The sequence below is a fragment of the Akkermansia sp. AE01SA01 genome (assembly GCF_036417395.1).
Lineage (GTDB): Bacteria > Verrucomicrobiota > Verrucomicrobiia > Verrucomicrobiales > Akkermansiaceae > Akkermansia.
This window is the reverse complement of the sequence record NZ_CP143890.1, coordinates 1,137,876-1,151,305: the sequence shown is the minus strand read 5'-3', so window position 1 is coordinate 1,151,305 and position 13,430 is coordinate 1,137,876. Positions and strand designations below refer to the sequence as shown.

Annotated in this window: 7 protein-coding genes and 1 riboswitch; of the genes, 3 read left to right on the top strand and 4 right to left on the bottom strand. The window is 57.4% G+C overall.

The features are described from left to right. Positions 1-50 precede the first annotated feature (50 nt). Entirely contained in the window at positions 51-1,373 is a 1,323-nt protein-coding gene (locus tag V3C19_RS04670) for an amidohydrolase (RefSeq protein ID WP_295934407.1), read from the bottom strand. A 145-nt stretch (positions 1,374-1,518) separates the two neighbouring features. Here V3C19_RS04670 and V3C19_RS04665 point away from each other — a divergent pair, with 145 nt between their 5' ends. Next, the gene (locus V3C19_RS04665) at positions 1,519-2,121 is read left to right on the top strand and encodes a porin family protein (protein WP_130083479.1); all 603 of its coding nucleotides are present in this window, start codon (positions 1,519-1,521) and stop codon (positions 2,119-2,121) included. Positions 2,122-2,569: 448 nt separating this feature from the next. On the opposite strand, the gene V3C19_RS04660 is transcribed toward V3C19_RS04665, so the two are convergent. The 3 genes from V3C19_RS04660 to V3C19_RS04650 all read right to left on the bottom strand — a co-directional run bounded on the left by V3C19_RS04660 (position 2,570) and on the right by V3C19_RS04650 (position 9,587). Beyond that, the gene (locus V3C19_RS04660; protein WP_295934409.1) at positions 2,570-4,912 is read right to left on the bottom strand and encodes a beta-galactosidase; all 2,343 of its coding nucleotides are present in this window, start codon (positions 4,910-4,912) and stop codon (positions 2,570-2,572) included. Positions 4,913-5,298: 386 nt separating this feature from the next. Next, on the bottom strand, positions 5,299-7,431 hold the full coding sequence (locus V3C19_RS04655) for an ABC transporter substrate-binding protein (protein WP_130083477.1): 2,133 nt from the start codon (positions 7,429-7,431) through the stop codon (positions 5,299-5,301). A gap of 149 nt (positions 7,432-7,580) precedes the next feature. Further along, a complete protein-coding gene (locus V3C19_RS04650) occupies positions 7,581-9,587 on the bottom strand; it encodes a TonB-dependent receptor (protein ID WP_130083476.1) in 2,007 nt (668 codons plus the stop codon). 36 nt (positions 9,588-9,623) lie between these two features. Next, positions 9,624-9,760: riboswitch (cobalamin riboswitch) on the bottom strand. A gap of 515 nt (positions 9,761-10,275) precedes the next feature. Between V3C19_RS04650 and V3C19_RS04645 the strand changes: the two genes are divergently transcribed. Beyond that, a complete protein-coding gene (locus V3C19_RS04645; protein ID WP_295934411.1) occupies positions 10,276-10,836 on the top strand; it encodes a hypothetical protein in 561 nt (186 codons plus the stop codon). Further along, the gene (locus V3C19_RS04640; RefSeq protein ID WP_295934413.1) at positions 10,833-13,430 is read left to right on the top strand and encodes a cobyric acid synthase; all 2,598 of its coding nucleotides are present in this window, start codon (positions 10,833-10,835) and stop codon (positions 13,428-13,430) included. Before V3C19_RS04645 ends, V3C19_RS04640 begins: the two co-directional genes overlap by 4 nt.

Sequence of the window (13,430 nt, the reverse complement as noted above, 5' to 3'; positions counted from 1 at the left end):
ACGGGACGAATTTCCCTTATTTATCTTTGTGTTCCAACGCGTTGTTTACCTTATACTTTCGCTTTTACCCATTCCACCAGTTCCTGCATTTCCGCGGCGGTATCCGCATACAAGCCGTCCGTGTAGCAGCCATGGTCATACAGGATGCGGCCATCCACCATCGTGAACACGCAGTCCTTGCCGGAAGCGGCATAAACCGCATGGGAAACTTCATTGAAGATCGGGCACAGATTGGGTTCGTCCAGATCCAGGGCAATCATGTCGGCGGGAGCTCCGGGAGCCATCGTTCCCAGGCCCGGGGTGCGGAAAATGCGGGCGCCTTCCACGGTTGCCATGCCCAGGGCTTTCATGGCGGGAACGGCGGTGGCGTCCCCGGTGCACCCCTTGGCAAGAATAGCCGTCAGCTTCATTGTTTCAAACATGTCCAGGCTGTTGTTGCTGCATGCACCGTCCGTCCCCAGGGAAACGGGAATGCCTGCCATCAGCATGTCCTGAACCCTGGCAAATCCGGACGCCAGCTTCAGGTTGCTGACGGGATTATGCACAATGGCCGCACCGGATGCCGCCACCGTTTCCAGTTCCTCATCCATCACATCCACCATATGGGCCAGCACGGCGCGTTCATTCAGTAACCCCATGTCCCGGGCATAGGCCACCGGCCTCCTGTCCTGATGCAGGGAGCGGCACTGTTCCACTTCCCCCGCAGACTCGGAAAGATGAATATGGAGCATCAGGTCCAGTTCCTCCGCCAGCCGCATGGAACGCCTGAGAACATCGTCGCTCGTAGTGTACACGCTATGAGGCATCACCGCCAACTGCACCCTGCCGCGTCCTCCAAAGCGGACGGCCTGCTCGCGGTACAGGGCTTCCGCACCATTCCAGCCGTCATAGGCCGGGGACGGAAAAGCAAAGAGAGCCTCGCCACCCACACAGCGCATCCCCATGCGTTCCGCTTCCTGAAGAACGTTGATTTCCAGAAGATAGGAATCCACAAAGGCGGTCGTGCCCGTACGCATCATTTCATACATGCCCAGCCGCGCGCCCAGAGAGACTATTCTGTCCGTCAGATGCGCCTCCACCGGGAAAATATGCTTGGTCAGCCATTCCATGAGGGGCAGATCGTCCGCAAAACCGCGCAGGAAAGTCATCGGAACATGCGTATGTGCATTAACCAGCCCGGGCATCAGCAGGGCATTCCCCAAATCACACCGGACGGAGGGCATCCATGCCGCCTCCAGCTTTTCCGCAGGTCCCGCTTCCAGAATTTTCCCGTCCCGGACAGCCACTCCGGCGTTGCCTCCTATGCCGGGCTGTTCCGTTCCCGTAAGCATACGGGAGGCGGTCACCAGCAGATCGCACGCTTGTTTTTCCATGCCGCGGAATGTAGCGCAAAAAGCAGGTTTTAGCAATTTCATCCCCTCCTCCGGCATGATTTCATGTAATTATGACATTTCTGTTTGACTTCAAACGGAAAAATTGACAAGAATGCGGGACAGTTAAATTCACCATTTATCCCACATGAACAAAACTATACTGTTAGGTTTGGCCCTTGCGGCCTCCGTATCCGCCGCAAACGCGTATCATGTTGAAAAATATGACGGCCAGTTCGGCATGTCCCTTGAAGGGGCCTACGGCATTGCCACCAAGGACGCCATGCCCAATGTGGCCGGCGGCAATCTGAGCATTTTCAACTACATTGAAACAGGCAGCATTGTTCACCAAATTTCCCTGAACGGCGGCATTCTGGCCGGCTCTCACCATCCCAGCGTTCACGACCTGGGCATTAGCGGCCCTTACACCGCCAGCCTCCGTTCCACGTACATTCCGATGATGGCCGGCTATACCTTGAATCTGCCCATCGGCGACTACACCATGTTCTACCTGGGCGGCAAGGCGGGTGCCACTTACGGCGACGTGAAGACCACCATCCACGGCCTGGAAAACGGCAGCCAGTCCCGCACCATTTCCACCACCAAATTTTCCTGGGCGGCCCAGGCCGGCTTCAAATTCAGCGTGTCCAAGAGCACGGACTTCGTGATTGGCTACGAATACTATCAGATCCAGGGCTACAACGATCCCGGCTACCATATCATCAAGCTGGGCTTCTCGTGGGACTTTTAAGTACATTGTGTTCATCGCTATCTACGGCGGCTCCGCATCGTGCGGAGCCGTCTTTTTTGTATCTGACCAAGACAATTCCCTTCAGATAGCCGGAAAACAAGGCGAACGCGGCAAAGCCGGCTTTCCAAAAAGGCACCTTCCAGGAACGTATAACTGCCCAACTGCCGTAAAAGCCTGAGGCGTCCTGAGCTTTTTTAAGGCGGGAAAATCAATTCCGATAAGGAAAATTCCTCTCGGATCCGAAGAAGGAATTCCATCCACTAAACGCGGAAAAGCCGGACGGCGTCTGCCAGACAAAGGACCCCGGTGGGATGATAAAACCAACTATCCATGTCCGGAGGCCGGAGATACAGTCCAAACAAAGAAGGCCCCAACCGGGGCCTTGCATGGATGAATATCGCCCGGGAACCAAGGCTTTACGCCCCGGTTCCCGATCAAAAAAAGTCCCTCACTTGGCAGGCTTGAACGGCTTGGGAGAAGCGTACACCTCGTAATCCTTGATGCGTCCGTTTTCCCGGTTCTGGCGCGGCAGGTAGCGGAAACCGGAAAGCTTCTGCACCTTGCCCAGGTCCAGCACGATCATGTGCGGGTGCTTGGGATTGTCCCCCTGCCACTTGGTATGCCAGTAGGTGGTGGGCTGGTTGTCCATCACCAGACCCGCTTGGGCGGCTTCTCCCGTCGTCTCATGGGAGTCCGCATAAACCACGGACCACTGTTCGCGGGGAAGCAGGTTGCCGGAGGCATCCAGGAAGTTCAGTTCCGCAATGGCGGCATGAGGACCGTTGTCATGAGCGTTTTTGCTGACAAGGGCGATGTAGCGCGCCTGGATAGGAGCGCGGAATTTGATTTCCTGCTGATCCGTCCCCTTGGCAAAGGTTCCCTTGTGCACCAGCTGGCTGGCGGCGGGAGCCACAGGCTTGCCTACGCGGAACACATCCGCCATGGCGGGGTCGCGCTTAACTTCGTAAATGGCTTCCTTCACGCCTTTCACTGTACCGGAACCGCCATCCACGTCCAGCACCACGATTTCATTTTTCCCCGGTTTCAGGTATTCGCCGGGGCAGTAAAGCGCCTGCTGGGAGCCGATGAACCAGAAGCGGCCCAGATTGTGGCCGTTCACCCACACGACGCCTTTCTTCCAGCCGTCCCGCATGTCCAGGTAGGTATCCTTGGGATTGGAGACGTTGAAATATCCACGGTGGAACACGGGCTGGTCGCCACCCGGCTTCTTGCCGGAGAAGGACAGAAGCTCCACGCCCTTGCACGGGAGGTTGTAGATGAGGAAGTTTTCCAGCTTCTTCCCGTCCAGCGTGATGGGGCCGCGTATTCCCTTGCGTTCTCCCTGAATTTGGCCGCCGAAGTTGATGCGGCCCATGTTTTCCACAAAGATGTCCACCGTATGGAGACCCGCGGGAATGACCACGTCACAGGCGTCCTGCTTGTAGCGGCGGTCCGCCGCACCCTGCCTTTTGCCGTCCACGTAAACGATGGCGCGGTCCTGCATGTTGTTCATCTTCAACTCGCCCTTCACCGGGCCGTTCACCTTCGTCCGGTACAAGATGAAGCCCAAGCTCTGCCCCAGGGCTTCCATGTGCACGGGCTCCTTGCGGATGACAGGCTGCGGGAGCCGGTTGAACATGCCGGCTTTCCCCGTAAACGTGATGGGCGGCAACTCCATCATTTCCGGCTGCGCGGGTGGATCGGGGAGCTTGTACGTATCACCGTAATAGTCCTGAATGGTCTGGCGGAACGTGCGGTAGCGGTCCGTCAGGGTTCCGTTTTCAGAGATGGGCGCGCCGTAGTCGTAATTGGTCACGTCCGGCGTGTAGGCCCCTTCCCAGTTCGCCCCGTTCATGAAGCCGAAGGAGGAGCCCCCGTGCGCCATGAAGAGGTTGGGGGAGACGTTGTTTTCCAGCATCCACTTCAAGTCGCGGTTGAAGCCTTCCGTACTGCCGCCGTTTTTGGGCTTGCCCCAGTGGTCAAACCAGCCTACCCAGAATTCGCCGTTGATGCGGGGAGTCTTGCCCTTGTGCTTTTCCAGGTTGGCAAAGGCGCCCTTGGCTCCGCCGCCGAAGTTCATGGCGGAAACGATGCCGGGCAGCGTGCCGTTGTTGATCATCCAGTCATTCGGGCCGTCCGAGGTAAAGGGCACTACACCCGGAAGCTCCTTTTGGATGACTTCCAAGTGTTTTTTCACGTAGTCCTTGTCGGAGCCGTAGGAGCCGTATTCATTTTCCACCTGAGCCATGATGATGGGGCCGCCCTTGGTGATCTGCAGCGGTTCCAGCATGGAGCAGACTTTCTTGAGATAAGCCATGGCCGGTTCCAGGAAGCGGGGGTCCTGGGAGCGGACCTTCAGGTCCGCATCCTTCAGCAGCCATCCGGGGAAGCCGCCGAATTCCCATTCCGCACACACATAGGGACCGGGACGCACGATAACCCACAGTCCCGCTTTCTGGGCCTCCTTGACAAACTCTACAAAATCCCGGTTCCCGGAAAAATCCCATTTGCCCGGTTCCGGTTCATGCACATTCCAGAACAAATAGGTGCAAACCGTATTCATCCCCATGGACTTCATGCGCTGGAACCTGTCCTGCCAATGGGAACGCGGCACGCGCGGATAGTGCATTTCCCCGGAAATGATCTTCACGGGCTTGCCGTCCATCAGAAAATTTTCCTGATTGGTGGTGAAGACATGCTTGGCGCCGTCGTTGGACTCCGGCATGGGCATGGGAGCGGCCACACACAAATGGGCAGCCAGCAGCAAAATGGAAAATAGGGGCAATTTCATGATGAATAAAACGGATGGCGATCGGAATAACTTTCGCAAAAATGCGTCTGTATTCAATGTTAAAAAGGATAGACCACAAAGAGACCACTTCCGTCCCGAACGGATTTAGTCATGAATATTTAATCCTGGATAGAAAATATGACAAAATCCAATCAACGATTATTTGCTCTGCAATCTCCCATTTCCTATCATGCAGGGCCGGAAATGGCAGACGGGAATTTCTCTGTGGCCGCTATATCCATTTGAGGCGGACAGTATCTTCAACCAAGGAAAAACTCCTTCTGCTCCAGAGTTCCGGAATCTTGATACCGCTCTCGCCGTCTGTCCCTCCCTGCATCCCGTTTTCTTTCCGACTGGCCTTTAAATTCAGACCACCTGGGCAAAAATCACTCTCCAGAAGAAAATTGCGGCGGATCATCCTGGTCCTTCAGGCGTATCACCTCATGCCTTTCCTCAAACGGAATGCCGCGGCGCCGTGCCTCCTGCGTCTCCTTCTTCATCTTGCCGTCCACCCAGTACAAATGGGATTCCAGCGGATTGTAGAGCCGGGGGGAACAGAAACGCGTGGGGGATTCCGGCCAGCGTATCCAGCGCCAGCAGGCAATGTGGGTATAAGGCTCCCTCCACCCAGGAATCCATACGCAGAGTTCATGAATCCTCTTTTGAGCACGGAGAAGGGCCTCCTTTAAGGCCGGGTAATCGGAAGCTTCCCGTTCCGCATCCAGCGCGGCATCCAGTTCGGCATCCGCTACGGCGAAAATGTTGTTCGTGTTGCCTACGGGATTTCCCCGGCCGTCATACGCCAGTTCCGAGGCGAACGTCTCATAAAGACGTGGGAACGGCGTGTCCAGAGGCCACGCCCACAAAGCGGCCTGGTACCTTTTTTCAAATACCTTGCGGGAACACACCCCGTACGTAAGGGGATCCAATTTGATGTCCACCCCGCACTTCATGGCCTCCTGCCTGATGATGGAACAAACGTTGGTCATCATGTGGGAGGAATCCGCAAAAGTCAGCTCCATACACAGGCGTTCCCCACGTTCATTTTTCAGAATACCGTCCTCTCCCATCTCCCGGAAGCCCGCGCGGGCAAAATATTCCATGGCTTTTTTCTTGCTGTATTCCGGAGCTTTCAGCGGGAGTGTCAGGTCGCCGTATCCCTCCATGTAGGAGCCGAGACGCCTCATGTTCCCGCGGAACAGGGAGTCAATCACCATCCCCATGTTCACGGCGTGGGCCAGCCCTTTGCGGATGTCGGTATTCCTCAGCATCCTGTCGGAACAATTCAGGTACAAGCCATACGGAGGACAGGCATAGCCCGCTTCCAGGCTGTATTTGTCTATATAGCCCCGGTGCACTTCCGGCAGTTCCAGCTTGCCCTCCCATATTTCCGGCTTGCGGATGTTCATCATGTCCAGATCCCCGCGCCGGAACATCTCAATCGCCTTGTTCTCCAGGTTTACAAAAACATGCTCCACCTGGTCCGCATTGCAGGAATAGCGGTAATACTTTCTATCCTTCGCCCACCAATCCTTCACCCGGGCAAGAGTGATGCGCTCTCCCTGCCGGATTTTTCCGGGCACCACCACGTACCCGCCCGTGTTCGGCGCGGCCTTCCACTGGTAGCGTTCCAGAAACAGCGCATTGAAATCATGGTAAAAACCGGGATGCGCCGGATGAAAATCCACACAGGCCATGTAAGGCAACAGAGGCCGCGGAGACGGCACGGTGAGCGCAATGACGGAATCTCCGTACACGGTGATCCGGTCGAACGTGGAGCGGAACAGGGCTGTCCAGAAAGGGTCCCTGGCGGCGTCCGACGTGCGCAGGCAAATATTCAGCAAAAAATCCTCCACACGCACGGGCCGTCCGTCCGAATAGGCCGCTTCAGGATCCAAATGATAAAAAACAGTGCGCCCATCCGCGGAAACGGCCCAGCGGTCCGCCAGCCCCGGTATGGGACGGGAAGTTTCCGGATGCAGCCCCACGAGAGGAATCCACACGTTGTCAATCGCGGAATAATTGAAAAAATTCTCGCTGCCGGGACCGAAAGCCCGCAAGGTGCCGGGGAACGGCGTATTGATCCACAGCCGGACCTGGCCGCCCTTCACGGCGCGGGGGTCCCCGATCTCCGGTTCCTCCATGCCCGTGTGCCATTCCAGGCCGGGGGGCATCTTTTCCAGAGGAAGCATACGAATATGATCCCCCTGCTCCAGCCTTCTCCTGAGGCGCTCCACGGAACGCGCACGTTCCGCCAGACGGCGACCGTCGCCTTCCCCGCGGGAAACGGCCAGCAGTTCTTTCTGTTGCTCCCCTCCCGCCAGTTCCCGGAGCAGTTCCCTTTCCACGGACCTGTTCCAGCGTTCTACAAATCCGTCAAACACAGCCGGCATCCCCCGGTCATCGGTATTCCCGGCCCCCTCGTTCCAGACCGCGGATTCCCGGTGGGAGAAGTAAAACACCCCCCCTATGAACACGGCCAGGAGCAATGCCCCCAGAATGGACAGCCAGCGAAACACGATCAACGATTACCCGCCCTCTTTTAACCTATATCCGGTCCTAATGAAAAAGAAAATCCCCATCCTCCGCCCGGAACAGTTTCCTTCGCCTGAAACAGTCCGCAAAACGGAAGATGGGGGTGCAATCAACAATTAACGCTGGAGAGAGTTTAGAATTCGACCGTCACACCGCCGAAGACGCCCAGTCCGCGGGCCTGGCGGGGACCAAAGTTGTAGTCGTTCGTGATGATGAAATTCTGATCGAACAGGTTTTCCACGCGCACATGCAGGGCTACGTTGTCCGTAACTTGGTACCTGGCGAACACGCGCGCCGTGAAGAAATTGTCCAGGCGGGCGTAGTTGTAGTCCGTGCGGCCCATTGCGGACGTCACGCCAAAGCCTACCGTCAGTTTCTCAAGCGGGGAAGTGTGGATTTCCGCATTGATGGTGTGGCGGGCGGTGTTGGCCATCTGGCGGGTTTCGTAACTGCCGATGGAATCGCGCTTGGGCATCGTGAATGTATAGTTGGCGTAGTAGCCGCTGTTCCAGGCGTCCTTGAACTGTCCCTTGAAGGCGACTTCCACACCGTAGGAGGTGGCATGGGAATAATTCGCGTACGTGGTGTAGGAATCCGGCCAGGTACCTACGGACCTAGTGCCGATTTCATCATTGATGCGGGTCCAGAACCCCGTCACGGAAGCGTAATGGTTGTCCGCCAGGCGCTGTTCCACGCCCAGGTCGCCGCCCAGGGACTTGGAAATGTCCAGATCGGGATTGCCTACGTAGCCGTAATTGGCGGCATACTGCTCAAAATACGTGGGAGCCCGGAAGCCGGAACCCACGGAACCGAAAATGCGGGTGGGGGAATCCTTGCCCGTCACCTTCCAGGAATTGGAATAGCGCCAGGTGAAATGGTTGTTCCACACGGAATCATGCTCCAGACGCAATGCCACGCTGGCGTCAAAATTGTCCGTGGGGGCCCACATCTGTTCCGCGAAAAACGCCAGCGTGCTTTGCCATTCGTCCTTGGACACGTAATTGTTTTCGCTCGTGTAGGCGGATCGGTCCCAAGCCATCCCGGCGATCGTCGTCCACTGCTTGTTCCAGGTGAGTGCATTGCGCCATTCCGTCTGGAAACGGCGGTTCCGCATCACGTTGGGCTGGAAGTCGTATTCCGGCGTGTGGGTGGAATAATTCATGTTGTAATGTCCCACCATGAAGCTGGTGGACCACAACTTGCTGAGTTCCGCATCCACGCGGCCGGTGATCAGGTTGCTGCGGTTTTTGTCTTCCGTATTGTACAGGTGGGAGTCCGGCACGGCGGGCCACTGATTGTAATCCACATACGGAGTGGGATATTCAAAATAGGAGTCCAGGCGTCGGTAGGTAAAGCTGAGCTTCACCTTGTCGTTGACGTCATAACCCAGGCGCAAAGCTTCCTGCCACTGGCGGAAATCGTTCATGCCCGTCCTGTTGTCATAAATGGAATCATAAATCGTGGGATCGTTTTCCGTGGTTTCAAAACCCACGCCCACAAAGTAGGACAATTTCTTGATCTTGCCGGAAGACGTCACGTAGCTGTTGAACGTTCCAAAGGAACCGGCCTCCGCAAAAATTCTCGTCACCGGGTCGCCTTCCCCTTCCGGCGTATCCATGGCAACTACGCCGCCAATGGCTCCGGAACCGAACACGGCGCCCTGGGCGCCCTTCACCACTTCCACATTGCCCACCGTAAAGAGATTGGTGATGCCCAGCAGCTTGTTGCCGGACATGTTGACATCGCTGATGCGCATGCCGTCAACCATCGTCAGGGTGTAGGTATCCTTGTTCATTCCGCGGATGACGGTGTTGCTCACGGAACCGCGCTGCCAGGTGCCGCCGCCGTCCAGCGTGAACACGCCGGGCGTCTGGGAAAGAGCTCCCGTCAGAGTTTCAATTCCTTCTTTCTGGAATTCTTCCGGATTGATCACGGAAACGGAAACGCCGGAACGGTTGTACGGCACGCCCACGAAGTGGGACGCCATGGTCAGTTCAGGCATGACCTGCATGGTTTCCGTCCTGGCGACGGGCTTGGCGTCTTCCTTGTTGACGGATTCTGCAAGAGAGGACTGGCCCGCAAACGCGGCGAGGCCAACGGCAATAGCGCCCATCTGAAGGGCTTTCTTCGTATAAAGCATGGTTATAGTGCCTTACGTCCGATAACTCGCCGGACAGTTTGGACAACCCCCTGAGGCTGGTTTTCTGGCTTGCAGGATATCCTGCTTACAGTGGCGGTACCGCTCCGGATTTGCACCGGTATTCCCCATCTATTTCCTGCCCGGCTACGGGCGTCCCTGAGGTCTGTAGCCCTTCCCATAAGGGCTCATGGGATGGATGAAATACCAAAGCCCCCACCATGACAAGACAAAAAAAATTTTCTTTGAACATTTCGTCACTGGATGGATTTTCCCGGAATCTTGCCTCTTCTGGCCAGCCTGCCTCCTCCGTAAGACGTTTCTTCCAGGGAAGATCGGAAGACAAAAATTAATAATTGATTATAAATAACTTATTTTCCAAATCAAACATAAAGAAAAGGAATTCCAGCGGCTAAAAAACTTTTACGTTCCACTGATGAAAAAACAGGAGCATCTTTTGGGCGGCCACATCTTCCATCATTTTTTCCGCCCCATCTCTGCCCGGAATGGAAATCTCCAGTCCCGCTGCTCAATCCCTTCCGGAACACGGAGGAGCATTTCTCTCTGTTCCGCGCATGGACAAACGGACAATTTCCCATTCCCTTTTTACCCGGCAAACCCAGAAAGCCTCCGGAACCGCACCGCCATTTTTGTCTTGTCATTGCATTCCCCGCCGGAACATGATGTGCCCATGATCCGCCCTCCGTCCCCTTTTCAACATCCCGGGCGCATCTTTATCTTCAACGGGGCTTCCAGTTCCGGCAAAACCAGCCTGTGCAAGGCACTGCTGTCCCTGCTTCCTGCCGGCTCCGTCCTCCTTTCCGTGGATGATTTCTTGGATGCCAACGGAATGGGCGGCATGCATCTGATCCACGCCGTCCGCAAGACAGGACCGGAACTCGTCCGGTCTTTTCATGAAACCGTATTCCGGGCCTCCCTGCACGCGCCCTTCGTTCTGGTGGACCATGTGATCGGAGAATCTCCGGACTGGACGGAGGAACTCCGGAGCCAATGCGGGGGAGCGAAACTGCTCCTTGTGAAAGTCGCCTGCGACGTGGAAGAACTGGTCCGCCGGGAACATGCCCGCACGGACCGGAAAGCGGATGTCTTCCACGCCCTGCGGCAGCACACGTCCATTCATGAAGGTCTCTTTTACGACCTGGAGATAGACACCACCCGTCTTTCCCCGCAGCAGGCGGCGGCCCTGCTGGTTCCACACGCAGGCCATACAGCTTTAACAACAACGGCATGAACGACTTTTCACACGGAGGAAACCTGAAATCCCTGGCGGCGGATGCCCGGCGCCCCGAACGCGACATTCTGGACTTCAGCGTCAACCTGAGACCGGAAGGCCCCCCGGAATTCATCACGTCAGCCCTGTGGCGCGCCATGAACGGCGTCACGCCCTACCCTTCTCCGGACATGCAGGAACTGAGAGAAAAAGCCGCCTTGCACTACGGTCTGCTTCCGGAATGCTTCGTCTTCGGAAACGGGGCCAACGAGCTGATTCATGCCCTTCCCCGCGCCCTGAACCTGAAACGTGCCGTCATTCCGGAACCTGCCTTTTCCGAATACAGGCTGGCCTGCCTGTGCCACGGAGTGGAAATTGACTCCGTTCCTTCCGGAGAGAAAACGTCTTTTACTCCCTCTCTGGCCGCTCTGGCGGAACGCGCCGGAACAAATCATGAAGGGGAAGAACAGGAAACTGCCGTCTTCCTGGCCAATCCCTGCAATCCGTCCGGCGGCCTGCTGGATAAAAAGGAGCTGTTTCAGACAATAAAAGAAAACCCCGGAACCGTCTGGATTCTGGACGAATCATTCATTGACTATACAGGAGGGAAAGAATCCCTCCTTCCTGACGCGGCAACCCTTCCCAACCTCGTTATTCTGCGCTCCCTGACCAAATTCTACGGCATGGCGGGCGTCCGCTGCGGTTTTGCCGTAAGCTGCGCCCTTCTGGCGGAACGGCTGCGGAAAAATCTTCCCGCGTGGAATGTGAATGTCTTCGCAGCGGCGGCGGTGCGGGCCATCCTGAAACAGCCCTCTTCCTGGGCGGAACAGGAACGCACTCTGAACCGGGCGCGCCGGGAAGACCTGTTCCGCAGATTGTCCGCGCTGCCGGGAGCTGCCGTTCTGCCTTCCTGCGCCAACTTCCTTCTCTTCCGCCTTTCCGGCGCTCCTTCCGGCCTGGCTCCCCTGCTGCTGAAAAAACACGGCATTGCCGTCAGGGACTGCTCCAATTATCCGGGCCTGGAAACGGGCGGCTGGTTCCGCGCCGGAGTCCGGACTCCGGAAGAACACGAACTTCTGGAACGGGCGCTTCGCGTGGAACTGGACAAACATGCTCCCGCCATCCTGCGCAGGCCCCCCAAGCCGGCGCTGATGATTCAGGGCACCTGTTCCGATGCGGGCAAAAGCGTGCTGACGGCGGCCCTCTGCCGCATCTTCCATCAGGACGGCTTCAGCGTGGCCCCCTTCAAGGCGCAGAACATGGCCCTCAACTCCGGCGTGACCGCGCTGGGAGAGGAAATGGGCCGCGCCCAGATGATCCAGGCCCAGGCCTGCCGGATAGACCCGGACGCCCGGATGAACCCCATCCTGCTCAAACCCCACTCCAACACGGGTTCCCAGGTCATCGTGATGGGAAAGGCGGTAGGGCACATGGAAGCCGGGGAATACTTCACGGCCAAGCGCCGGTTCTGGCCGGACGTCCGCGCCGCCTACGACTCCCTCTCGGACGAATACGACCTGGTCTGCCTGGAAGGGGCCGGAAGTCCGGGGGAAATCAACCTGAAATCCGCGGACGTGGTCAACATGAACATGGCCCGCTACGCCCGCGCTAAAGTCCTGCTCACCGGGGACATTGACCGGGGCGGCGTGTACGCCTCCTTCCTGGGCACGTGGATGACCTTCTCCCCGTGGGAAAGGGAATTGCTGGCGGGATTCGTGGTCAACAAATTCCGGGGGGATTCCTCCCTGCTTGCCCCGGCGCACCGTTACACGCAGGAACACACGGGAAAGCCCGTGCTGGGAGTCATTCCCATGATACGGAACATCAACATTCCGGAAGAGGACCGGGCAGTCCTCCCCTTTGAATACGATGAAAGCTCCAAACACCCGGACTCGCTGGACGTAGCCGTCGTGATGCCCGCGCACGTCTCCAACTTCACGGACTTCGCCCCGCTGGCGGCGGAACCGGACGTGCGGCTGCGGCAGGTAAGGACCGGGGACGAGTGGGGCCAGCCGGACCTGGTCATCCTGCCCGGAACCAAAAGCGTGGCGGCGGACCTGGAAGGAATGCGCCGGGCCGGACTGGACAGCCTGGTACGGGAGCACGCCGGAAAGGGAAAATGGATCCTGGGCATCTGCGGCGGCCTGCAAATGCTGGGAAGGGAAATTCTGGACCCGCATCATCAGGAATCGGCGGAGGAACGCACTCCCGGCCTGGGACTGCTGGAACTGACCACTACTTTCTCCCCCGTCAAGACCCTGCTCAATGTACGCCGCGCCCGGACGCCTCTGGCCCCGGACGCCTCCGGCTATGAAATCCACCACGGCATCACCAGCCATGAAACCCCTTGCGAATCCCTCATGTTCCGGGAAGACGGTTCTCCATGCGGTTACGGAAAGGGCCGCGTCTGGGCCACGTACCTGCACGGCTTTCTGGACGGCGACGAATTCCGGCGGGCATTCATCAACAGGGTTCGGGTGGATTCCGGCCTGCCGCCCAAGCCTTCCCTGCACGTATCCCATGATGTTGACGGCGCTCTTGACCGTCTGGCGGACATCGTCCGGAAACATCTGGAAATGAACGCCATCTACCGCCTCCTGCAACTGAAACGCTGA

Bases quoted from the DNA above. Each gene is read 5' to 3' on its own strand.
- V3C19_RS04660 (WP_295934409.1), bottom strand. From the start codon at position 4,912: ATGAAATTGCCCCTATTTTCCATTTTGCTGCTGGCTGCCCATTTGTGT.
- V3C19_RS04640 (WP_295934413.1), top strand. From the start codon at position 10,833: ATGAACGACTTTTCACACGGAGGAAACCTGAAATCCCTGGCGGCGGAT.
- V3C19_RS04665 (WP_130083479.1), top strand. From the start codon at position 1,519: ATGAACAAAACTATACTGTTAGGTTTGGCCCTTGCGGCCTCCGTATCC.
- V3C19_RS04670 (WP_295934407.1), bottom strand. From the start codon at position 1,373: ATGGAAAAACAAGCGTGCGATCTGCTGGTGACCGCCTCCCGTATGCTT.
- V3C19_RS04650 (WP_130083476.1), bottom strand. From the start codon at position 9,587: ATGCTTTATACGAAGAAAGCCCTTCAGATGGGCGCTATTGCCGTTGGC.
- V3C19_RS04645 (WP_295934411.1), top strand. From the start codon at position 10,276: ATGATCCGCCCTCCGTCCCCTTTTCAACATCCCGGGCGCATCTTTATC.